19 protein-coding genes are annotated in these 24,410 nt (G+C 47.3%); 7 read left to right on the top strand and 12 right to left on the bottom strand.

Going from position 1 to position 24,410, the window contains the following annotated elements; all coding sequences use genetic code 11:
* A complete protein-coding gene (gene ftsH, locus ICN27_RS04315) occupies positions 1-1,878 on the bottom strand; it encodes an ATP-dependent zinc metalloprotease FtsH (RefSeq protein WP_216269099.1) in 1,878 nt (625 codons plus the stop codon).
* Positions 1,879-2,005: 127 nt separating this feature from the next.
* Complete coding sequence (locus ICN27_RS04310; RefSeq protein WP_216269098.1) at positions 2,006-2,680, bottom strand: RlmE family RNA methyltransferase; 675 nt, start codon at positions 2,678-2,680, stop codon at positions 2,006-2,008.
* Positions 2,681-2,818: 138 nt separating this feature from the next.
* Between ICN27_RS04310 and ICN27_RS04305 the strand changes: the two genes are divergently transcribed.
* Positions 2,819-3,445 carry a YhbY family RNA-binding protein gene (locus ICN27_RS04305; protein WP_215310008.1) on the top strand — a complete coding sequence of 209 codons (627 nt, stop codon included), beginning with the start codon at positions 2,819-2,821 and terminating at the stop codon, positions 3,443-3,445.
* 107 nt (positions 3,446-3,552) lie between these two features.
* Here ICN27_RS04305 and ICN27_RS04300 read toward each other — a convergent pair whose 3' ends face one another.
* The 7 genes from ICN27_RS04300 to gloB form a co-directional block, all read right to left on the bottom strand.
* Entirely contained in the window at positions 3,553-4,038 is a 486-nt protein-coding gene (locus ICN27_RS04300; protein ID WP_216269097.1) for a DUF4149 domain-containing protein, read from the bottom strand.
* Between the two features lie 18 nt (positions 4,039-4,056).
* The gene (greA, locus tag ICN27_RS04295) at positions 4,057-4,533 is read right to left on the bottom strand and encodes a transcription elongation factor GreA (protein WP_215310005.1); all 477 of its coding nucleotides are present in this window, start codon (positions 4,531-4,533) and stop codon (positions 4,057-4,059) included.
* Positions 4,534-4,552: 19 nt separating this feature from the next.
* Positions 4,553-7,816 carry a carbamoyl-phosphate synthase large subunit gene (carB, locus tag ICN27_RS04290; protein WP_216269096.1) on the bottom strand — a complete coding sequence of 1,088 codons (3,264 nt, stop codon included), beginning with the start codon at positions 7,814-7,816 and terminating at the stop codon, positions 4,553-4,555.
* Positions 7,816-9,009: a glutamine-hydrolyzing carbamoyl-phosphate synthase small subunit gene (gene carA, locus ICN27_RS04285; RefSeq protein ID WP_216269263.1), complete on the bottom strand. Its 1,194-nt coding sequence runs from the start codon at positions 9,007-9,009 to the stop codon at positions 7,816-7,818. The genes carB and carA overlap by 1 nt, the downstream gene beginning before the upstream one ends.
* A 244-nt stretch (positions 9,010-9,253) precedes the next feature.
* Complete coding sequence (locus tag ICN27_RS04280; protein WP_216269095.1) at positions 9,254-11,137, bottom strand: propionate--CoA ligase; 1,884 nt, start codon at positions 11,135-11,137, stop codon at positions 9,254-9,256.
* Between the two features lie 35 nt (positions 11,138-11,172).
* The gene (locus ICN27_RS04275; RefSeq protein ID WP_255534978.1) at positions 11,173-12,591 is read right to left on the bottom strand and encodes a transglycosylase SLT domain-containing protein; all 1,419 of its coding nucleotides are present in this window, start codon (positions 12,589-12,591) and stop codon (positions 11,173-11,175) included.
* Positions 12,573-13,382, bottom strand: a complete 810-nt coding sequence (gloB, locus tag ICN27_RS04270) for a hydroxyacylglutathione hydrolase (RefSeq protein WP_216269094.1) — start codon at positions 13,380-13,382, stop codon at positions 12,573-12,575. Before gloB ends, ICN27_RS04275 begins: the two co-directional genes overlap by 19 nt.
* A gap of 36 nt (positions 13,383-13,418) precedes the next feature.
* Between gloB and ICN27_RS04265 the strand changes: the two genes are divergently transcribed.
* From ICN27_RS04265 to dnaQ, 5 genes are all read left to right on the top strand, one after another.
* Positions 13,419-14,204, top strand: coding sequence for a class I SAM-dependent methyltransferase (locus ICN27_RS04265; RefSeq protein ID WP_255534977.1), 786 nt, complete (start codon positions 13,419-13,421; stop codon positions 14,202-14,204).
* A 4-nt stretch (positions 14,205-14,208) separates the two neighbouring features.
* A complete protein-coding gene (gene rnhA, locus ICN27_RS04260; protein WP_216269092.1) occupies positions 14,209-14,664 on the top strand; it encodes a ribonuclease HI in 456 nt (151 codons plus the stop codon).
* Between the two features lie 163 nt (positions 14,665-14,827).
* Entirely contained in the window at positions 14,828-16,090 is a 1,263-nt protein-coding gene (locus tag ICN27_RS04255; protein ID WP_216861220.1) for an efflux RND transporter periplasmic adaptor subunit, read from the top strand.
* The gene (locus ICN27_RS04250; protein ID WP_216269090.1) at positions 16,087-19,185 is read left to right on the top strand and encodes an efflux RND transporter permease subunit; all 3,099 of its coding nucleotides are present in this window, start codon (positions 16,087-16,089) and stop codon (positions 19,183-19,185) included. Before ICN27_RS04255 ends, ICN27_RS04250 begins: the two co-directional genes overlap by 4 nt.
* Positions 19,186-19,896, top strand: coding sequence for a DNA polymerase III subunit epsilon (gene dnaQ / locus ICN27_RS04245; protein ID WP_216269089.1), 711 nt, complete (start codon positions 19,186-19,188; stop codon positions 19,894-19,896). It abuts the gene before it with no gap.
* A gap of 13 nt (positions 19,897-19,909) precedes the next feature.
* On the opposite strand, the gene ICN27_RS04240 is transcribed toward dnaQ, so the two are convergent.
* The 3 genes from ICN27_RS04240 to ICN27_RS04230 form a co-directional block, all read right to left on the bottom strand.
* Complete coding sequence (locus tag ICN27_RS04240) at positions 19,910-20,569, bottom strand: SprT family zinc-dependent metalloprotease (RefSeq protein ID WP_215309989.1); 660 nt, start codon at positions 20,567-20,569, stop codon at positions 19,910-19,912.
* Between the two features lie 11 nt (positions 20,570-20,580).
* Complete coding sequence (locus ICN27_RS04235; protein ID WP_370624482.1) at positions 20,581-21,519, bottom strand: Bug family tripartite tricarboxylate transporter substrate binding protein; 939 nt, start codon at positions 21,517-21,519, stop codon at positions 20,581-20,583.
* A gap of 82 nt (positions 21,520-21,601) precedes the next feature.
* Positions 21,602-22,723: an NADH:flavin oxidoreductase/NADH oxidase gene (locus ICN27_RS04230; RefSeq protein WP_215309985.1), complete on the bottom strand. Its 1,122-nt coding sequence runs from the start codon at positions 22,721-22,723 to the stop codon at positions 21,602-21,604.
* A 151-nt stretch (positions 22,724-22,874) separates the two neighbouring features.
* On the opposite strand from ICN27_RS04230, the gene ICN27_RS04225 reads away from it, so the two are divergent.
* The gene (locus ICN27_RS04225) at positions 22,875-24,395 is read left to right on the top strand and encodes a CoA-acylating methylmalonate-semialdehyde dehydrogenase (RefSeq protein ID WP_216269087.1); all 1,521 of its coding nucleotides are present in this window, start codon (positions 22,875-22,877) and stop codon (positions 24,393-24,395) included.
* The last annotated feature ends 15 nt before the right edge of the window (positions 24,396-24,410 follow it).

The following is a 24,410-nucleotide window of genomic DNA, read 5'->3' as shown; positions in this document are numbered from 1 at the left end:
CTAAGCAGTAGCTGGGGCGGCACCGGCAGCAGGACCCGGCGTACCAGCAGAGTTACCAAACTGGGTTGCTGGTGGTGGCTTTGGAGCGCGCGGTGGGCGACCTTCCATGATGTCGTTAATCTGCTCAGCATCAATGGTTTCCCATTCAAGCAAAGCAGTCACCATGGCTTCAACCTTGTCGCGGTTTTGCTCTAGGATCGATCTTGCTAATGCGTACTGGCTATCAACCAAGGCACGAATCTCTGCATCTACCTTTTGCTGAGTTAACTCTGAAACTGTCTTAGAGCTATTGCGCCCAAAAATACTTTCAGACTCGGTATCTACATAGACCATCGTACCTAAGCTATCACTCATGCCATAACGAGTGACCATGTCACGCGCCATTTTGGTGGCACGCTCAAAGTCATTTGAAGCACCTGTACTCATGGAGTGTAAGAACACTTCTTCAGCAGCGCGGCCGCCAAACAAAATAGCCAACTCTTCCAACATGCGATCTTTGTATAAGTTCACACGATCAAACTCAGGCAATTGCCAAGTCACACCCAAGGCCATGCCACGCGGCATGATGGTAACTTTATGTACTGGATCTGCTTTAGGCAAGATCTTGGCAACTACAGCATGGCCAGACTCGTGATACGCCGTGTTACGACGCTCTTCTTCACGCATGACTGCTGACTTGCGCTCAGGACCCATATAGATCTTATCTTTTGCGTCTTCAAAGTCTTTCATATCGACAGCACGCTTATTACGACGTGCTGCAAACAATGCAGACTCATTGACCAAGTTTGCTAAATCTGCGCCCGAGAAACCAGGGGTGCCACGCGCCAATACGGCTGCGTCCACATCTGGATCAATTGGAACTTTGCGCATGTGCACTTGCAAAATTTGCTCACGACCACGAATGTCTGGCAAGCCGACGTGCACTTGACGATCAAAACGTCCTGGACGCAATAAGGCTTTATCTAACACATCGGAACGGTTAGTCGCAGCAACAACGATGACACCGCTATTACTTTCAAAACCGTCCATCTCTACCAGCATTTGGTTCAGAGTTTGTTCGCGCTCATCATTGCCGCCGCCCATACCGGCACCACGGTGACGACCAACGGCATCGATCTCATCAATAAAGATGATGCAAGGAGAATTTTTCTTAGCGTTCTCAAACATGTCGCGCACGCGTGAGGCGCCAACACCAACAAACATCTCCACGAAGTCTGATCCAGAGATGGAGAAGAATGGAACTTTTGCCTCGCCTGCAATCGCACGCGCCAACAAAGTCTTACCAGTACCTGGGGGGCCTACAAGCAATATGCCATGCGGAATACGACCACCGAGCTTTTGAAACTTTTGCGGATCCTTGAGGAAGTCCACAATCTCAAAGACTTCTTCTTTTGCTTCATCGCAACCAGCAACATCAGCAAAAGTAACAGTATTACTATTCTCATCAATCAAGCGTGCTTTGGATTTGCCGAAAGAGAATGCACCACCCTTACCGCCACCCTGCATCTGACGCATCATGAAGAACCAGAAACCAATAATCAATAAAGTAGGTCCAAGGTAATACAAAGCAGAAACCAACATATTCGGTTCGTCATCTGCTTTACCGGTGACCTGGACACCAAACTTCATTAAGTCGCCAACCATCCAAATATCTCCCGGGGAGATGATGGAATATTTGTTGCCGTCATTTGGAGTCACTTGCAAGGTGCGACCTTGCACATCCACTCGCTTAACTTTGCCTGCTTTGGCATCGTCCATGAATTGAGAATACGTGACTTGATTCTGATCTTTAGGCTTGTCGAACTGTTTAAAAACAGTGAACAAGACCAAACCCACAATGAGCCACACACCAATTTTTTGCAACATATTGCTATTCAAAAGGAGACCTTTGCCGGATTAATCCGGGAGTTAAAGCGGATTGCTATACCTAAGTATTTGATTCTACTACTAGGCTTTTTCAATAGCGAAGAGCTAATTTATTTTATAAACCCCTTTTTTTGGGGGGTTATTTGGGCACTTTAAGGTCTCGGCCGAGCAAAAAGATTTCTGAAGACTTGGCTCTAGAGGCTTTTGGCTTTCTGGAAGCCACTGTTTTAAAGACCTTTTTAAAGGATTCCACAATCTGGCTATAGCCACTGCCGTTAAAGCACTTAATTAATAGAGCCCCGTCAGACTTCAGATGCTGAACCGAAAAATCCAAGGCAATTTCAGCCAAAAAAGCCATTCGGGCCGCGTCTGCCACCCCCACGCCGGATAAATTGGGAGCCATGTCGGACATCACAAAATCGACTTTTCCATCCGCATTCGCCGGTAAAAGTGCCTCTAAGGCCTTTAAACCCTCATCTTCGCGGAAATCCCCCTGAATAAAGGAAACGTCTGCAATGTCCTCCATCGGCAGAATATCGATTGCAATAATGATTCCATCTGGTTTACCGGATTCAATGTTCGAATTATTTTTACCGAGCTCAGTCAGGCGATTCCGGGCGTACTGAGACCAGCTCCCTGGAGCGCTTCCTAAATCCACAATTGTCATACCTGCTTTGATGAGTCGATCCTGCTCATCTATTTCGCTCAGCTTATAGACGGCTCGTGCGCGATAACCCTCTTTTTGAGCCATCTTCACGTAGGGATCATTTAGGTGATCCTGCAACCAACTTTTATTAAATTTATTCTTTGCCACAACTTACCCACTTTCACCTTCCATTTTCCTTGTTTATGCTCTACAAGGCAAAAGGAATTGACTGGAAACTTCTTGATATTGGCTCAAATCAGGCCGAAAGCCCTGTTTTACAAGCACCAATGCTCTATCATCGAGCCCATGACTGCACTTACTATTACCCCCGCACAACGTAAATCCCTTAAAGCCGATGCCCATGGGCTTAGCCCAGTTGTCATGATTGGCGGCGATGGCCTTACCCCTGCGGTGATTAAGGAGGCTAAATCAGCCATTTCTCATCACGGCTTGATTAAGGTTCGTGTTTTTGGCGATGATCGTGAAGCACGCATCGCTATCTATGAAGAGCTCTGCGACAAACTGGGCGCCGCACCCGTTCAGCACATTGGAAAATTACTAGTGATCTGGAAGCCGATTGATATCGTCGATGCAGCACTGGTCAATTTGGGTAGATCTAGCAAGCAAACGAAAAAGACATTACAAGCACCCCGCACTAAGCGTCAGCCGAATCGCGTGGTAGCGAAAGCTGGTGTTCGCACCAGCACCTCTGAGAGATCAGATCGACGCTCAGCAGCTAGCAAATCACCCTTTGAAAGAGCGGCTGCGGTCAAAAGCGCTGCCCCCAAGAAACGGGTTCTACGCGCTGATGCTGCTGAATCAAAAATTGGTTGGTCATCACCGGGTTATCGCAAGGCAGTTGCAGCGCCCGCCCCCATTAAGAAACGCAAGGTCCGCATGAGCAGCACCAAGAAGAAATCATTGGGCTCTTGATCTTCAGAGGATTAAAACTGCTGTAGTTAAAAACGTCGCTAGTCGGCGTTTTTTATTGCCTGCTTTTTGACTTACTTTTTGACTTACTTTTTGAATTACTCTTTGACCTATCTCTTAGTCAGTCGCCAAACTAAGAAGATTCCTAAAATACTCTGCAGCATAAACAGCATGCTGGACACGCCATGCAGCCTTCCGAACACAGTGGCTGAAGGAGAAAGCATGACCGGCATACCTTGCATGAGGGCATCATCTCTCAAGGCGTTCATCCAAGGGATCAAGATAAAGCTAGCTGCGATTGCACAAAGTAGCATTGCCAACAAGAGCCAGCGAATGAACTTGAATTGATTGAGGCCACGATTCACAAGGAGATTGGCTAGAACCATCAGGCCAATGCAGACAATCAAGCTGAGATAGGCTTCTAATTTAAAGATGCTACCAGCTACCATGCCAGCAGCCTGTCGATCGGTCATCGTGCTGAAGATAGCCGGAGCAACCAGATAACCTACCGCAAGTATGCTGCCAACCCAAAGGCCTGCAATCAGAATAAACAGTCTTTGAGCCGCCAGATGATTCGGGGTCTCTACAGTCTGCATATGAACTTTTGCTAGGTATTAGATGTAGCGAACCGCAAGAATCTCTACTTCGCGATTACCGCCAGGAGCTTGAACCGCAACCACATCGCCCTCTTCTTTGCTAATTAAGGCACGCGCAATCGGTGAGCTGATAGAGATCTTATTCAGGGCAATATCAGCCTCATCATCACCCACAATTTGATAGGTGAGCTTGGTACCATCTTCTAAGTCCTCAAGATCCACCGTAGCACCAAATACTACGCGGCCGTTCACATCCAAAGTAGCCGGATCAATGATTTGCGCTGCAGATAACTTGCCTTCAAGCTCCTGAATGCGTCCTTCAATAAAACCTTGCTTCTCTTTAGCAGCGTCATACTCAGCATTCTCAGAAAGATCACCTTGTGCACGCGCTTCAGAGATTGCATTAATCACAGATGGACGCTCTACATGCTTTAAGCGGTGTAACTCTTCTTTGAGTAGCTCTGCGCCACGCTTGGTAATAGGAATTGTGTTCATGCTTCTTACCTCATTTAATTTAATTGAGAGTCTTGTGTAGATTTTGCAATGAATACACCTCAAGCGACCCTTTGTTACCGTTTTGTGAGGTCATCAAACCATCCATGACTGCACGCGCTGCACTAATCGTAGTGTAGTAAGTCACGTTGTTGGCTTGAGCGCTCGTACGAATGGAGCGTGAATCCGCAATTGCAGTACGTGTCTCATCAACCGTAGTAAATACTAGGGAGATCTCGCCATTCTTGATTAAGTCAACAATGTGTGGACGACCATCCTTCACCTTATTGACTACGCGTACGGGTAAGCCAGCCGCCTCAATAGCTGCGGCAGTACCTTTAGTAGCCACCATTGGGAATCCCAATTGATGTAACAGTTTAGCCACCTCAACTGCTTTAGGTTTGTCGCTATCTTTAACAGTCAAGAGCACAGTACCACTCTTAGGCAATTTAATCCCTGCGCCCAATTGGGATTTAAACAAGGCTTCACCAAAAGTCTTACCAACACCCATCACCTCGCCAGTAGAGCGCATCTCTGGCCCTAGGATCGGATCAATACCTGGAAACTTATTGAATGGGAACACGGCTTCTTTTACCGAGTAGTAAGCTGGCTTAACTTCATTCAGAATGCCCTGCTGCTCTAGAGTTTGACCCACCATACAGCGAGCTGCAATCTTGGCTAACTGCAAACCGGTTGCTTTGGATACGAACGGAACAGTACGAGAAGCACGCGGGTTCACCTCGAGTACATAGATGACATCTTTACCATCGACGTGCTGTATCGCAAACTGCACATTCATCAAACCAACCACGTTGAGACCTTTGGCCATGGCCGCGGTTTGACGTTTGATTTCTGTAATCGTCTCGTCCGATAAGGAATATGGTGGCAAGGAGCAGGCTGAGTCACCCGAGTGAACACCAGCTTGCTCAATGTGCTCCATCACGCCACCAATAAATACATGCTGACCATCACTAATACAGTCCACATCACACTCAATCGCATCGTTCAGGAAGCGATCTAGTAATACCGGTGAATCATGCGAAACCTTAACCGCTTCACGCATATAACGCTCAAGATCACGACCGTCATGAACGATCTCCATTGCACGACCACCCAATACGTAGGAAGGACGCACTACCAATGGGTAACCAATTTCTTCAGCCAGCTTCAGAGCCTCATCTTCCGCACGGGCGGTACGGTTAGGCGGCTGTCGCAAGTTCAACTCATGCAATAACTTCTGGAAGCGTTCACGATCTTCTGCCGCATCAATCATGTCTGGTGACGTACCAATAATTGGTACGCCATTCGCTTCGAGATCCAAAGCCAGCTTCAACGGAGTCTGACCACCATACTGAACGATGACACCTTTGGGCTTTTCAATTGCTACGATCTCTAGAACATCTTCTAGTGTCAATGGCTCAAAATACAAACGATCAGAAGTATCGTAGTCAGTAGAAACTGTTTCTGGGTTGCAGTTCACCATGATGGTTTCATAACCATCTTCGCGCATTGCTAAGGCTGCGTGAACGCAGCAGTAGTCAAACTCAATACCTTGACCAATACGGTTTGGACCGCCGCCCAAAACCATAATCTTATCTTTAGTGCTTGGCTGAGATTCGCACTCGCCATGCTCTGCTTCGTAAGTGGAGTAAAGATAGGCTGTATTCGTAGAGAACTCAGCAGCGCAGGTATCCACTCGCTTGTAGACTGGAACCACTTTGAGGCGGTGACGTGCTGCTCGAACGGAAGAAGCATCTACTCCAAGCAATTTCGCCAAGCGACGATCTGAGAAACCTTTTTGCTTAATGAAACGCAACTCAGGAGCTGACAAGCTGTCGAGCTTGCGCTGCTTGAGCTCAGTCTCCATGGTGATGAGTTCTTCGATTTGCTCCAAGAACCAAGGATCTACCTTAGTCTCGTTGTAAACCTCATCCAAGCCCATACCCATACGGAAAGCGTCCGCCAAATACCAAATACGATCTGGACCTGGCTCGCCGATCTCCTGAATGATGTCATCCAAATCTGTGGAAACTTCATCCAAGCCATCAACACCAACCTCTAAACCGCGCAATGCTTTTTGAAATGACTCTTGGAATGTACGACCAATGGCCATCACCTCACCGACCGATTTCATCTGTGTGGTTAAACGAGAATCTGCTTGTGGAAATTTCTCAAAGGCAAAACGAGGAATCTTCGTGACTACGTAATCGATTGATGGCTCAAAGGATGCTGGAGTTGCGCCACCTGTGATGTCATTCTTCAACTCATCTAAGGTATAGCCCACCGCTAGCTTCGCAGCAATCTTGGCAATCGGAAAACCAGTTGCTTTTGAAGCCAAGGCAGATGATCGTGAAACGCGTGGGTTCATTTCAATAACGATCATGCGACCATCGACTGGATTAATCGAGAACTGCACGTTTGAACCACCAGTATCCACACCAATCTCACGCAAGACCGCAATCGAGGCGTTACGCAGAATTTGATACTCTTTATCCGTCAAGGTTTGTGCGGGGGCAACCGTGATCGAGTCACCAGTATGCACACCCATCGGATCTAAGTTTTCGATTGAGCAAACGATGATGCAATTATCTGCACGGTCACGGACCACTTCCATCTCGAACTCTTTCCAACCCAAGAGAGACTCTTCAATCAAGAGCTCGCGGGTTGGCGATAAATCTAAACCGCGCTTACAAATCTCTTCAAATTCTTCACGGTTGTAAGCGATGCCACCGCCTGATCCACCCATGGTGAACGAAGGTCGAATGACTACTGGGAAACCCAAGCTACCAGTTTCTTTCTGAATACGTTGTTGCACTTCATGCGCCTCATCCATGGAGTGCGCAATACCAGACTTTGCAGAACCCAGACCAATTTTGGTCATCGCATCTTTAAACTTTTGACGGTCTTCCGCTTTATCAATCGCCTCTGGTGAAGCGCCAATCAATTCGCAACCGTATTTCTCGAGGACGCCATGGCGATGTAAATCGAGTGCGCAGTTCAAGGCAGTTTGACCGCCCATGGTTGGCAAAATAGCGTCGGGTTTCTCAGTGGCAATAATGCGCTCCACTACTTCCCAAGTAATCGGTTCGATGTAAGTTACATCTGCCATCTCGGGGTCTGTCATGATGGTGGCAGGATTACTGTTTACCAGAATGACTTTGTAACCCTCGTCACGCAACGCTTTACAAGCTTGCGCACCAGAATAGTCAAACTCACAAGCTTGTCCAATCACAATTGGACCGGCACCAATAATCAGAATGCTCTGAATGTCGCTACGCTTAGGCATTATTTGCCCCCCTTATTACCAACAGCGGCAGCATTCATGAGCTCCACAAAACGATCAAATAAATAGGCAATATCGTGAGGGCCTGGTGAGGCCTCAGGATGCCCTTGGAAACACAAAGCAGGCTTATCTTTCCAAGCCAAACCTTGCAGTGATCCATCAAATAAAGACACGTGCGTAACGCGAATGTTGTCAGGCAAAGTTTTCGCATCTACTGCAAAACCATGATTCTGAGAGGTAATCGCGACGCGCCCAGTATCCAAATCTTTTACCGGGTGATTCGCACCATGGTGACCAAATTTCATCTTCAAGGTTTTAGCACCAGCAGCTAAGCCCATAATTTGGTGACCCAAGCAAATACCGAAAGTCGGAACGCCCTTCTCAATAATTTCTTTTGCAGCAGCAATCGCGTAATCACAAGGACCGGGATCTCCGGGGCCGTTTGATAAGAACACACCATCGGGATTCATTGCCAACACTTCGGCGGCACTAGTTTGCGCAGGAACAATGGTTAGCTCACAGCCACGTTCGGTCAACATCCGCAAAATATTACGCTTCACACCAAAGTCATAAGCAACCACTTTTTTGTTTGGCTTGCCAGTATTTAAAGATCGATATGCGGGTTTGCCGTCAGGTCCGTGCAGATCCCACTCAGCCTCACGCCATTGGTATGGAGTTTTTGTGGTCACGACTTTAGCAAGGTCTAAACCAGCCATGCCCGGGAAGGCTTTAGCGAGATCCAAGGCTTTCTTACCCAGGGCCGCTACGTCATCGCCCATCTTGCCGGCAACAATCGCGCCAGACTGAGCACCCTTATCACGCAGAATGCGAGTGAGCTTACGCGTATCGATACCAGAGATGCCTACTACCCCTGCTTTTTTGAGGCAGCTATCCAGACTTTCTTCGGCACGGAAATTCGAAACACGCTTAGAGAGATCTTTTACAACCAAGCCAGCCGCATGAATCTGATCCGACTCAGCATCTTGATCATTTACCCCAACGTTGCCGATGTGCGGGTATGTCAAGGTGACAATTTGGCGTGAATAGCTAGGATCAGTGATGATCTCTTGATAGCCAGTCAGAGCAGTATTGAAAACAACTTCGCCGGTAGTTTCGCCAGGAGCGCCAATACTAAGACCAGGAAATATAGTGCCGTCGGCTAAGGCCAACACGGCGGGAGGAAAAGAAGGAAGCAAGGGTGACAAACCATCTCCAGTCCCTGCTCCATCCGACGCTCAACACCCCAAAAAGACCAACCCAGGACTGTTTGTGCGGGAGGTGAGTGTCTTTAAGCGCTAGGGTAATTTATTAAGTTTTGAACCCTTGAATCATACCAGTTTTGCGTATAAATCCTTGGATTCCCAGCCAATGAGGCTTGCAAGGTAATAAGCCCCTCAGTCACCAGACTGAGGGGCTTATTTTGATGCTGCCAAGCTGGATTTAAGACTTTGCGCTTTGTTCGATGATGGTCTTAATTTGAGCTAAAACGGTTTGATCTTCCATAGTGCTGATATCACCGGGATCGCGCCCTTCAGCTACAGCCTGGAGAGCACGGCGGACGATCTTGCCTGAACGGGTCTTGGGCAAAGCCGTAACCACATAAACACGGCCAGGACGAGCAATTGCACCTAATGTGGTGTCGACGGTTTTCATGCACTCCGCTTCTAAAGTAGCTGTATTAGAGGCATCCTTTGGAATCACAAAGGCGATCGCAGCTTGACCCTTGAGTTTGTCCTCAATTCCCACTACTGCTACTTCAGAGATATTCGGATGGCTAGAAATACTCTCCTCGATCTCACGAGTGCCCAGTCGATGACCAGCAACGTTAATTACATCATCAGTCCGCCCCAAAATAAAGAAGTAACCGTCTTTGTCTTTGATACCCCAATCAAAGGTGGAGTAAATAGTCTTACCGGGAATAGTTTCCCAATAAGTACTGACAAAACGCTTGTCATCACCCCAAACCGTTTGCATGCAACCAGGAGGCAAAGGACCTTCAATCGCAATAACGCCTTTTTGATCCGGACCCAACTCTTCCGAAGTCGCATCATCCAATAACTTCATGTTGTAACCAAATGAAGGGACGCCAGGGGAGCCAAACTTATGCGGCATCACTTCTACGCCACGCTGAATTGCCAACATCGGCCAACCCGTTTCGGTCTGCCAATAGTTATCCACAATCGGCTTTTTGATCGCATCATGGATCCAAGTTGCCGTTGGCTCATCCAGAGGCTCGCCTGCTAAGAACAAAGCACGCAAGCTCGAGAGATCATATTTAGTTAAGAAGGCAGGATCTTGTTTTTTGAGAACACGAACTGCAGTTGGCGCAGAGAACATGACTGAAACTTTGTACTTCTCAACCAACTCCCACCAAATACCTGCATCAGGACGTAAGGGCGTGCCTTCATAAAGAATAGTTGCCATACCGTTTAGCAAGGGTGCGTAAATAATGTAGCTATGACCCACTACCCAACCGATATCTGAGGTGCAGAACATGGTCTCGCCAGGATTGCCGCAGAAGATGTGCTTCATGGTGGAAGCCAAGGCGACTGCATAACCACCGGTGTCACGTTGTACGCCCTTAGGTTTACCAGTAGTGCCAGAGGTATACAAAATATATGAAGTGTGAGTTGCATCCACCCACTCAATCGGCACTAAATCATTGAGGTGCTTTTGGCGCTCAGTTGCGTAGTCCAAGTCACGACCGGCCACTGCGGTGAACTCAGTTAGGCCACGATTCACGATCAGGACTTTTTCAGGCTTGTAGCTGGCGAGCTTGATTGCCTCATCGAGCAAGGGCTTATAAGGAACTGCTTTACCGCCTCGTGCGCCCGCTTCTGCAGTCACAATCATTTTCGGCTTGGCATCGTCGATACGTGATGCCAAGCTGTGGGATGCAAAGCCACCAAAGACCACAGAGTGAATTGCACCAATGCGTGTACAAGCGAGCATTGCGAAACAGGCCTCAGCAATCATCGGCATGTAAATCAATACACGATCACCCTTTTGAACGCCGTTGGCTTTATAGATGGCCGCAATACGATTGACCTCTTCGTGCAACTCCTGAAATGTGTATGCTTTTTCTAGATTCGTTTCTGTTGAAACCGCGACTAGAGCGATCTGCTCGGCACGATCTTTGAGGTGACGATCGACTGCGTTGTAGCAAAGATTGGTTAAGCCACCCTCAAACCATTTAGCAAACGGAGGATTTGCGTAATCCAGAACTTTATTGAATGGTTTTTCCCAATGAATGAGTTTTGCCTGCTCTCCCCAGAATCCATCTGGATCTTTAATGGAGCGTTCGTGTTCTGATTTATAGGACATGGTCAACCTAAATAAGTAAATTAAAGTATCTGGACTTACTGAATCTTGCTGGCCCCTTTGCTAGCCGAAGTCTTGGGGGTCGAGCTACTTGCATTCGAAGATACATTTTTCGCAGATTTTGCAAGTCCTGTCGATGCGGATTTATGCTGAGTTGCAGCATTATTCCCAGAAGAATTACCCTTAGAAGTGCCTTTTCCAGACTTTGCCACTGCGCACTTAGCCCCTTTTGCACAATTTTTAGGCGCTGACTTATCCAAACTGAGGCTGCCATTTTCGGCTAACGCCACTGAGATATCACCAGGACGCTGACTCGTTTTAGGAACGAGAACCGTTGAACCCGCCCTAATTCTCATGCTTTTGGGAATGCCATTGACTGCTCTTAAGGTGTCGGCATCAACACCAAGCGTTTTTGCGGCTTGCTCAACTGATTCTGTCTTGGTCACTTGCACTGCCGTCCAAGAAGATAGTGGCTTGGTGTATTTCTTCAAGTTTTCCTGGAAGACCTCAGCATGTCCAAACGGTAGCAAGATTTGCTGATTAGCATTACTCAAGATGACCGGCTTATTAAATGAGGGGTTCAGACTATGAAACTCGTCCTCTGGAATTTCACTCAATTTAATGACTAAGGCAACGTCGATATCTGACCCGACATCTACGGCAACGAAATACGGATGGTTTTCTAGATCTGGCAGAACAATCCCGTAGGCTTTCGGATCCAAAACAATCTGCCGGTAGGCCATTAACTTCGGAACATAGTTGCGAGTCTCATTAGGCATCTTAAGACTCAGGTAATCGGTTGGAAGTCCTGCAGCAAGATTGCGTTTCTGGGCTTTGGAGACATTGCCCGCGCCCCAGTTATAGGCGGCTAAAGCGAGATCCCAGCTACCAAACTGCTTATGCAAACGTTGCAAGTAATCCAATGCTGCATCAGTAGACTGCAAAACATCCCTGCGCTCATCCCTAAAGACGTTTTGCGTTAACTGAAAATCTTTGCCAGTTGCAGGCATGAATTGCCACAAGCCCATGGCCTTTGCACTAGATTTGGCGTGCGTCACGAATGCACTTTCGACAAATGGAAGCAATGCGATCTCTGTTGGCATCTTGCGCGCATTTACCTCTTGCACGATATAAAACAGGTAGCGTGATGACCGAGCCATTGAGCGATGCACATAGTCTGGGCGTGCACTAAGCCAACGTACTTGTTCGATCTCCAGCGGTGTATTCATGGGCTCCATCTCGAAGCCATCCCGAATCCGAATCCAGAGGTTGCTTGATGGTGCGTACAGATCGCTGACGGATTGATTTTTTAGGTTTACCCGCTTTGCATTAGAAGCGCGTGGATCTTGACGTGTCGGTACATCAGAGGACCAGTCTCCAGTACTGGCACAACCTGTGAGTAGCGTAATCAGCAATATCGCCGCATAGCGCCACAACATCAGAACCGATCCTTCCATGCCCGAATTACCGCCAAGACATGTGCGGGTGTTGGGAGAGATTTTTCACCCGAGACCTCGAGGGCGGCATCAATCACAGCCTGTTGATCACAGCGCATGAATGGATTCACTTGCAGCTCTTGCCCGATAGTCGTTGGTAATGTTGGCAGGTGTTGATCGCGCAGAGCTTTAGCAGTTTCCGCCCAAGTAATCAGGTTGGCGTTATTCGGCTCAACTGCCAGTGCAAAGCGAATATTGGATAAGGTGTATTCATGGGTGCAATACACCAGCGTGTTTTTAGGCAAATCGATAAACTTCGCGAGAGACTGGCTCATCTGCGTTGGAGTGCCTTCAAACAAACGACCGCAGCCAGATGCAAATAAGGTATCACCACAGAACAGCATGGGCTCAACTACATTGGCCTGCATGTTTGCAAAGTAGGCAATATGACTCAAAGTATGGCCAGGCACTTCGTAAACCTCAAGACTAATCCGTGGCGCAGCGACTTCTAACTTGTCGCCTTCCATCAAGGCATGGGTACGACCCGGAATATCAATCGCGGCAGGGCCATAAACCGGGATATTCGAGCCAAGGGTATTGAGCAAAGTCAGAATGCCGCCGGTATGGTCTGCATGGTGATGGGTAATTAAAATACCAGTCAGGGTCAACTGATGTTGCTCAAGATATTGCAGTACAGGGTCAGCATCACCTGGATCAACGATCAAAGCAGACTGGCCATCATGGATACACCAGAGGTAATTGTCATCAAAAGCCGGTATCGGCCAAACTTGCAATAAAGTATTCTTCACCATAGACCGATGATACCAACCCCACCCGCCCCCTCTCAGATGCCCGCACCACCATGGAGTTCATGGGAAAAATGGCTGCAATCGCCCCCTGGGCGCTATGTACTTGCCTGGGAGCAAAAATGCTTTAATCAAATCGTGGCGGATGTCTTTGGTTTTTATGCCGTGCAAATTGGTTTGCCGCAAATCAATACCTTGGCAGAAAACCGCATGCCCTTGCACGCGCTACTGATTAACACTCATGATCGCCAAAAGCAGGCTGGCCAGTTTAATTGGCATCAGATTGAGGGCAATGCCAATGAACTGCCCTTTGCCTCTGAATCCATTGATTTGCTGGTGTTGCCCCATGTCTTGGAATTTGCTGCTGATCCCCATCAAATTTTGCGAGAAGCTGAGCGCGTCCTTCGCCCAGAGGGCCGCTTAATTATTTCTGGATTTAATCCGGCTAGTCTTTGGGGTATGCGTCAGTATCTTAGTAGATTGATCGGCACCCCCTATTTACCGAGAGATGGTCAATTTATTAGCCTTCTTAGAATTAAAGACTGGCTGCAGCTACTGAACTTCTCACTAGATAGAGGTCATTTTGGCTGCTATAAACTCCCCTTGAGTGGTGAGTCAGGCATGGCCAGAATGGACTTTATGGAGCCAGCTGGTAACCGCTGGTGGCCTATTTTTGGTGCTGTTTTCTTAGTTTCCGCCATCAAGCGCCAGCAAGGCATCCGCCTCATCGGACAAGTCCAAGGTCTGCGCATCCCAGCGATCACTCAATTGAACCCTGTCGCTGAAAGTCGCCAGCAATTAGTAAAAGAGCAAGACCGAGTAAATTAACGGCATGCCTCACACCAAACCCCTTCCTCATATCGTCATTTATACCGATGGTGCCTGCAAAGGCAATCCCGGCCCCGGCGGTTGGGGTGCTGTCTTGCGCTCTGGCGGCCATGAGAAGCACCTTCATGGTGGTGCCGAACACACCACTAACAATCGGATGGAAATTAGCGCTGTCATTCATGCGCTGCGAGCCCTGAAGCAAACTAGCTCGGTAGAACTTTGGACCGACTCTCAGTACGTACAAAAGGGTGTCACTGAGTGGCTGGAGGGTTGGAAAAAGAGGGGTTGGAAGACCGCCAGCAAAGATCCCGTTAAAAATGCTGATTTATGGCAAGAATTAGATGCCCTCATTCCCGACCATCAGATCACTTGGCATTGGGTTCGTGGCCATAACGGCCACCCTGGGAATGAGCTGGCAGACCTCTTGGCAAACAAGGGTGTAGAAGAATTTCTCCCTTAATTTGGATCAATGCCCTGCAGCCCGATTCTTACGGTCTTATGAGAGAATGATTGCATTCAGAGTCGATCAAGAATTGACCGCCTAACCCATATAAAACCAAGAAAAAGCTGAGACCGTGTCAAAAATTGAATCTACACTCGATAAGTTGGTTACTAAGCTTTTCATGCTAAAAAACTGGGTCATGAGTCGTTTGTGCGCTGTTTGGAAAAAAACTTCCCCGCACCTGAGTAAGCTTAAAAAAATTGACTACCCCACAGTCAAAGCATTTACTCTGCAATACAAGTGGCGCATTTTGATTGTGCTGGTCATTTTGTATGCCGGATCTAAAACCTATGACTATTTTTTCCCAGCTCCTACTAAAGGCGGTGGTGGACCTCAAACTATTACCAGCGTTGTAGCTGAAAAGAAGGATGTCCCTCTCATTATTGAAGCCACTGGCACGATTATCTCCAATAGCATCGTTGATATTCGCCCAATGATTACTAATACAGTTAAGACCATCCATGTGAAGGATGGGCAAGAAGTCAAAGAAGGTGAACTCCTCTTTACCCTAGACGATCGAAATGACCGCGCCAACTATGAGAAGTTAAAAGCATTGGCAGATGACGCGCAAAAACAATATTTACGCGCTAAGGAGTTGGTAGAGAAAAACTTTATTTCTAAGGCAGGATTAGAAACCTCCCTCGCCAATGCAAAGTCGGCTCAGGCGGCTGCTCGATCTGCTGAAGTTCAACTCTCTTTTGACTCAATTCGCTCACCGATTAACGGAAGAGCAGGCATCATCAACGTCTTCCCCGGCTCTCTTGTGCAAGCAAGTAATGTCGTAACAACTTCAACAAACTCAACTGCTACCTCGAGCGTAGGTTCGATGGTCACAATCACGCAACTTAACCCGATTAATGTTCAGTTTGTCATTCCAGAAAAGGATATTCCCATCATCCTGGAAAATAAAAAAGATGATGCACCTTTAAAGGTAAAAGTGACTATTGGTGATACTGGAAAAAATACTTATGAAGGTCAGGTTCTGGTGATCGATAACCAAGTTGACCCGTTAATTGCGGCAGTTCGAGTTAAAGCACAAATTCCGAACGATAAATTGGAAGTACTGCCTGGGCAATTTGCACGCGTTTCGCTCAATGCCAACACCTTAAAAGACGTGATTGCCGTTCCCACTCAAGCCATTGTCATCGGCCCTGCTGGGCGTCTAGTATATGTAGTTGATAAGGACGATAAAGTCACCGCAAAGCCGGTGAAAGTACCCTATGAGTACCTGGGCACCTCAGTCATTACTGGAATTAATTCTGGCGATCGCATTGTGGTTGAGGGTAAGCAGAATTTACGCACCGGTAGCAAAGTGCGTGAGGCAAAAGCTGCTAAATCAGAGAAGCCCCCCGCCGATAAATCTACTGCCGCTGAACCAAAATGACGCTTTCTGAGTTATGCATTAGACGTCCCGTAATGACAGTATTGCTGTCTATTGCAACTGTCATTGCTGGGGGTGTTGCCTATTTTAAGATTCCAGTAGCCGCTCTTCCTAGTTTCAATACGCCAGTTATTTCTGTATCGGCCAGCTTACCTGGCGCATCACCTGAAATTATGGCCTCGGCTGTTGCGCTGCCACTCGAAAAAGAATTTTCAACAATTGATGGCATCAAAGTCATCAGCTCCACTAACTCACTTGGCTCAACGAGTGTCACCCTTGAATTTACAAGTGATCGTGACATTGATAAAGCAGCCGTAGATGTTCAAGCAGCTCTCTTACGGGCCCAGCGCCGTTTGCCAATTGAAATGACGGTACCCCCTTCTTATCGAAAGATTAATCCTGCCGATACACCCGTATTAATTGTACGCATGAGCTCCCCATCAATCAGCCTCTCTGAAATGAACGCTTATGCAGAGAACCTGATGTCCCCAAACTTATCCACTATTTCTGGGGTTTCACAAGTAGCTGTTTATGGAGCAAAGCGCTATGCAGTCAGAGTGAGCGTGAGACCAGATGCTTTGGGTAATCGCAATATCACCATGGATGAGGTGGCGGCTGCAGTCAACAAAGCCAATACCAATAGCCCGGTTGGAACCCTTGATGGACCCCGCCAGCTCATCACCATCTATGCCAACCCACAACTAGTATCAGCTCAAGAATTTGGCAACCTGATCGTTGCCCAGCGTAATGGATATCCAATTTATCTCAAAGATGTTGCTGATGTACAAGAGAGCTTTGAGGACGTAAAGACCTTTGCCTCGGCAAAAGGTGAGCGCTCAATAGCGATTGCCGTACTGCGCCAACCAAATGCCAATACGGTTGAAGTGGTTGACTCCATTAAAAAACTATTGCCTTCTCTCAAAGCGCAAATGCCGGAATCTATTCAGTTAACACTGATTAATGACCGATCGCTTTCAATTATTGAGTCGATTCATGATGTCAATCTCACACTGCTTCTCACTATCGCACTCGTTGTCTTAGTAATCTTCCTATTTCTAAAGCATGTTTCTGCAACTATCATTCCATCCATTAGCTTACCGATTTCTCTGATCGGTGCATTCTTTGTTTTCTACTTTTTGGGCTATAGCCTCAACAACATTTCATTGCTGGGTATCACTCTTGCTGTTGGCTTGGTGGTAGATGATGCAATCGTAGTGCTAGAAAACATCATGCGGTATGTTGAAGAAGGCATGGATCCATTAAAGGCTGCTTTAAAAGGCAGTAAAGAGGTTGGCTTTACGATCATCTCAATCTCCATATCTTTGGTGGCAGTATTTATTCCACTATTTTTTATGGCCGGTCCAATTGGTCTTCTCTTTAGAGAATTTGCCGTTGTGGTAACGCTATCAATTCTAGTTTCGGCTGTTGTCTCATTAACAGTAGTACCAATGTTATGCAGCCGCTTTTTGCCAAAACCTGGTGAGCACCCCAAAGAATATGAAATCACAAAGCAGTTCGATCGCGCATATGAGTGGACTTTAAAAAAGTATGTCCACTATTTAGATTTAGCCTTAGCGAATAGAAAGAGAGTGTTATACGGGGCGTTAGCCAGCTTTGTCATTACTATTGCCCTCTTTGTTTATAGTCCAAAAGGATTCTTTCCGGAAGAAGATATTGGTCAATTACGCGTGACCGTGGAGGCCTCTGAAGACACCTCCTTTAGAGCGATGATGGCTTTACAAGATCAGGCTGCGAAAGTGGTTGATAGTGACCCTAATGTGGCAACCTCCATCTCTATTCTTGGCGGTGGCCAAAGTTCTGGCCGTAATACCGGAAGATTCTTCATCATTCTGAAACCCAAGAATGAGCGCCAAAAAATGAGCAAGGTGATGGAGGGGCTTAGATCCAAGTTCAAAGAAATTCCTGGTATTCAGGTCTACATGAGCCCGGTACAAAATTTACAGCTAGGTGGTCGAAGCAGTAAAAGCCGCTATCAATTTACTCTTCAAAGCGTTGGCTTTGAAGGTGTCAATGAATGGGCTGAGAAATTGTTGCAAAAAATGCGCGCTGATCCGATTTTTAAGGATGTCACTAGTGACTCGCAATTAAAAGGTTTGAATGTCAAAATTGAAATTGATCGGGAAAAAGCTGCCAGTGCGGGAGTGTCCATTGCCGATATCCGTACTGCCCTCTACTCTTCCTTTGGTGAAAGGCAGGTATCCACCATCTATACCCCTGTCAATACCTATTATGTGATTTTGGAAACAGCGCAGGATGATCGTCAATTTGAAACAGACTTGAATAAGGTCTTCGTTCGGGGTAGAGCGACAGATAAATTGATTCCGCTATCCAGTCTGGCGAGCTTTGTCAGAACTGTGGGACCCACTGCAGTAAATCATCAGGGTCAAATTCCAGCGGTAACGATTTCTTTTAACCTCGCTCCAGATGTTTTCTTAGGGAATGCAACAAAGGCAATCGATGGCTTTGTTAAGGCAGTTGATTTACCACCTTCCATTATCACGAGCTATGGTGGTGATGCAGCCGTATTTAAGGACAATCAATCGGGTCAGGTCATTTTGCTATTGGCTGCACTGGGCGTTATTTATATCCTGCTTGGCGTTCTGTACGAGAGCTATATCCACCCTCTCACCATTTTGGCTGGCCTGCCCTCTGCAGCGATTGGTGCAATTTTGTCCTTGCGCATCTTTGGATTTGAGCTAACCGTTGTTGCTTCGATCGGTATCTTGCTGCTCATTGGTATTGTGAAGAAAAATGCGATCCTAATGATTGACTTTGCCTTGGATGCTCAGCGCAACCAAGGCATGTCGCCAGAGATGGCTATTCGTGAGGCTTGCATCTTGCGTTTTAGACCAATCATGATGACAACGATTGCCGCTCTGATGGGCGCCCTACCAATTGCATTAGGTTTAGGCGCAGGCGCAGAATTGCGTCAACCCTTAGGGATCAGTGTGGCCGGTGGTTTAATCTTCTCGCAATTTGTAACACTCATTATTACCCCCGTGATCTATTTGTATCTAGATAAGTACGCGGGTAACGGACCCCTTGAAATACCTCCATCTGTTTTAGAAGGCACCTAAATGCGTCAAGTTATTCTCGATACTGAAACCACCGGTCTTAATCCTGCTACAGGCGATCGTATTATTGAAATTGGTTGCGTTGAGATGGTAGGTCGTCGCCTAACCGATCGCACCTTTCATTACTACATTAATCCTGAACGTGATATCGATGCTGGCGCCTTTGCAGTGCATGGACTCTCTCGTGAGTTCCTATCCGACAAACCTGTATTCTCCAATATCGTGGAAGAGTTAATTGAATTTGTTGATGGGGCTGAAGTAGTTATTCATAATGCAGCGTTTGACTTAGGCTTTCTTGATAACGAATTTGCACTCCTAAAGCGCCCAGCTTTTAGGGGCCTTGCCTCCAAAATTACCGATACCCTACTCGATGCCCGCCAAATGTTCCCGGGCAAGCGTAATTCGCTTGATGCCCTCTGTGAACGCTTTGCGATTAGCAATCAACAACGAACCTTGCACGGCGCTTTATTGGATGCCCAATTATTGGCTGAAGTCTATGTAGCCATGACGCGTGGGCAAGAAGACTTATCGATTGACCTTATTGATTACACCGTTGGTACTGACGCCTCAGGACAAACCAAAGCCCTGCCCACCAAACTCAAAATGGTGACAGCAAGCGAAGAAGATTGCCAGTTACATGAAAAGATCTTGGCTGACATTGCCAAGGCAAGCAAGAAGGATCCTGTTTGGAGCCCTTCTACTATTGCTGGCTAATAAATATTGCTCATTAGCTGATAGCGCGGCGTATTTCATCCGCCTTTGGCTTAGATCCTGTAACAGATTCTGTATCGTGCTCGGTCGTATTTTCGATCGTCTCGATAAGCGCTTCTTGCATTCGAATATTGTCTTTCGGACAAATAGGCGCGCCATAAGTAGCCCACTTTTTTAATAGCGTGACCTCATATCCACACTGGCTACACTTGGCTTTATTGCGACTCGCATTACTCGGCCTTGGGGGTGGAAAAACAATTGCCTGATGTGGATATGGCCCAAGCTCTTGACTAATCATCATGAGACGCACCATCAACTCTTCAGTCGCATGAGCCATTCTGGCGGGACCTTCTAAACCAACAGTCTGCGCAATGCCCTTGAAGTCCTCTCCGTGGCCACTAAAGCAGTCGTCCACGGCATGACATAGCTCATGCACCAAAGTATCTAATAACTGAACAGGATCATCCAACTTAGGCGAAATAAAGATCTCGTTAACTCCTCCACCAGAGCGCTCGCGCGGCCAACATTGCCCCAAGGTTGTTCTAGGGCTACTAGAGGCTGGAAAGCCGCAAGATACTCTCACTGGAGGTATGGCATATCCCGCCTTTGAGAATACCGGCTCCAAATGTCTTACAGCATCTTCTAACCAAGATTCTCTTACAGAGTGTTGCTTCATTTGTCGATCACTTAATCAAGCTTGATATTGGCGGATTTGATTGCTTTATCCCAATAAGGCAATTCTTTTTTCAACAAGGCATCCATCTGAGAAGGCGTTAGATAACGCAACTCAACACCTGCTGCATCAGAACGCTCTTTCACTTCAGGTAGAGCAAGACTTTTCTTAACAGACTCGGTCAGCTTAGTAATGACTGGTGCTGGCGTGCCCGCTGGCGCATATAAAGCGACCCAAGATTCCAATTGAAATGTAGGCAAGCCTGCTTCGGCAGTCGTAGGCACATTGGGCATGCCAGGGTGACGACTTTTACCAGTCACAGCCAAGCCTTTCAGCTTTCCACTTTGTACGTGTTGCATCACCGAAGGTGGTGTCGTAATAAATACTTGCACCTGACCTGCTAATACATCCTGGATTGCAGGGCCAGAACCTTTGTAAGGAACATGAACAATATCTACACCTGTATTTTGCTTAAAGATTTCAGTCCCAATATGAGATACCGAACCATTGCCCTGAGAGGCGTAATTAAGCTTTCCAGGATTGGCCTTAGCATAAGCAATTAATTCTTTTAAGTTATTCACAGGCACTGAAGGATGCACTGCAATCACATTCGTAGAAACTGTGAGGAGCCCAACTGGAGAAAAATCTTTAATTGGATCCCACGGTAATTTATCCATCAAGGAAGGATTGCCAACGTGATATCCAGAATACGAAATCAGCAAGGTATATCCATCGGGCTTAGCCTTAGCAACATATTGATAGGCAGTATTTCCGCTGGCACCTGGCTTGTTATCCACAATCACAGGCTGACCAATCACCCGAGCTAAGGGCTCACTCAATAAACGCGCTGAGGTGTCTACTAAGCCTCCAGGCGGGTTCGGAACTACCAAGGTAATTGGTCGATCCGGGAATGATTGGGCTTGAACAAAGTGAGAGCCTAATGCAATGCTAATGACGGCTAAAAAACGATAGATGAGTTTGATTGATTTCACATTGATCTCCAGGAACTGGGTTTTATTTGTGCTTAATTAAGGATTATCGCTGCCCTACTTTGACGTCACCAAAAATGGCCTGGGCTTCACGCGGTAAGCAACGCCAGTAACGCTCATTGGAAGGCACGATGCCACCCAAGGCCGCAGCAGCCTCCCAAGCCCAACGGGGTTTATATAAAAATGCTCGTGCTAGAGCGATTAAATCCGCATCCCCTTTTTGCAAAATATCTTCAGCTTGCGTAGGCTCGGTAATCAAGCCAACTGTCATCGTTGGAATGCCGGACTTGTCTTTCACAATCTTGGCAAATGGCACTTGGTAATTTGGTCCAATCGCAATCTTTTGCAATGGAGAAATTCCCCCTGAAGAGATGTGAACAAAATTACATCCCAAGGGCTTCAGTCGAGCAGCAAAATTAGCCGTTTCTTCGGGTGTCCAACCACCCTCAATCCAATCGCTTGCAGAAATGCGGATACCCAAGACTCCTTGATAGGCCTTTCGTACCGCCGCAAATAACTCCAATGGAAAGCGGATGCGATTTTCATAAGAGCCGCCATATTCATCCGTGCGTTGATTGGCGATTGGCGATAAAAATTGGTGCAAGAGATAGCCGTGGGCACCGTGCAACTCAATACCATCAATCCCAATCCGCTCAGCCCGCTGCGCCGCAATAACAAATGCGGCAATGAGCTCAGATAACTCTGTTTTTGAGAGTTCGTGTGGCAGGCGCTCATCTTTTAACTGTGGAATAGCTGATGGTGCAACCATGTCCCAGCCGCCCTGCTCCTTGGAGAGCAATTGACCACCAGCCCAAGGGCTTGCACTTGAGGCTTTGCGACCAGCATGTGCCAGCTGAATGAATACAGGGGTGGCTGGAGCTAAACTCCGGGCTCTCGTGAGCTTGTCTTTCAGGGCCGCTTCTGTGCGGTCATCCCACAGACCCAGGCATACAGGGGTGATACGTCCCTCAGGAGTCACCCCGGTGGCTTCAATAATGAAGAGTCCTGCACCACTATTCAGGAGATTACCCCAGTGCATTAAATGCCAATCCTGAGCCTCTCCATTGACAGCAGAGTATTGGCACATTGGGGCCACAACGACTCGGTTTGATAGGGTTAGAGGCCCTTTAGGGGAGCTTAGAACATAACTGGAGAATAAAAGACTCATTTGCTTACCTTTAGGGCTGAAAAAGCGTAAAACTAGCTAAAGCGATAAAATAGATTCAGTAGAATAAACGAGACCACAAAGTTGTGCGGAATCTAGCCCAAGCATCTTTATTGAACCCAAAACCAGACAATAGAATATTAAGTAAATCACTATGAGCGCACCCCAAGCTTTTACATCAAAAGAAGATATTGGCCATTTCGTTGGCGGTAAAGTCGTTAACCCAAAAGATGGTCGTTTCGCCGATGTATTTAATCCCTCTACAGGCGCTGTTGCAAGACGCGTAGCCCTAGCTAGCCGCAAAGAGGTTGATGATGTTGTAACAAATGCTCAGACAGCATTCCAGACTTGGAGCCAAACCTCCCCATTGCGCCGTGCGCGCATTATGTTTAAGTATCTTGAACTACTCAACGCAAACCGTGATGAGTTGGCCGCCATGATTACTGCTGAACACGGCAAAGTGTTTACTGATGCCCAGGGTGAAGTTACTCGCGGTATTGAAATTGTGGAGTTCGCCACCGGCATTCCGGAGCTGCTCAAGGGTGATTACACCGAGCAAGTGTCGACCGATATTGATAACTGGGTAATGCGCCAGCCTTTAGGTGTAGTTGCTGGCGTGACGCCATTTAACTTCCCTGTCATGGTCCCAATGTGGATGTTCCCAGTGGCGATTGCCTGTGGTAACACCTTCATTCTTAAGCCTAGCCCCACTGATCCATCCGCATCCTTGTTTATGGCAAAGCTATTAAAAGAAGCTGGCTTGCCTGATGGCGTGTTTAACGTGGTGCAAGGCGATAAAGAAGCTGTAGATGCCTTGATTGAAAATCCTGACGTCAAAGCAGTAAGCTTTGTAGGCTCTACCCCCATCGCCAACTATATCTATGAGCGTTGCGCGCACTTTGGCAAGCGCTCTCAGGCTCTAGGGGGCGCTAAGAATCACATGGTAGTGATGCCTGATGCTGATATCGACAAGACGATTGATGCTTTGATTGGTGCGGCCTATGGCTCTGCTGGTGAGCGCTGCATGGCAATTTCAGTAGCGGTTTTGGTCGGTGATGTTGCTGAGAAAATCATGCCAAAACTCATCGAGCGCACTAAGACTCTGAAGGTGAAGAACGGCATGGAGCTCGATGCTGAAATGGGCCCTATTGTTACTAAAGCTGCCCTAGAGCGCATCACTGGCTACATTGATAGCGGCGTTGCTTCTGGTGCAAAGCTATTAGTAGACGGTCGTGGTTTGAAGGTGCCAGGGCATGAGAATGGCTTCTTTATCGGTGGCACACTGTTTGATAACGTGACCTCCGAGATGAAGATCTATTTAGAAGAAATCTTCGGGCCAGTACTATCTTGCATGCGTGTAGCGAACTTCACTGAAGCACTCAATTTAGTGAACTCTTGTGAGTTTGGTAATGGTGTGGCCTGCTTTACAAGCGACGGTAATATTGCCCGTGAATTTGCTCGCCGCGTACAAGTGGGTATGGTTGGTATTAACGTACCTATCCCCGTGCCAATGGCTTGGCATGGTTTTGGCGGTTGGAAGAAATCCCTCTTTGGCGATATGCATGCCTACGGTAAAGAAGGTGTTCGCTTCTACACCAAGCAAAAGAGTGTGATGCAACGCTGGCCTGAGAGTATTGCCAAGGGCGCAGAATTTGTGATGCCGACTTCGAAATAAATTCTGGTCCGCAGA

The organism is Polynucleobacter sp. Nonnen-W13 (genome assembly GCF_018881735.1).
Taxonomy (GTDB): Bacteria; Pseudomonadota; Gammaproteobacteria; order Burkholderiales; family Burkholderiaceae; genus Polynucleobacter.
Note: the sequence above shows the minus strand (reverse complement) of the source record. Positions and strands in the feature narration are given on the sequence as shown.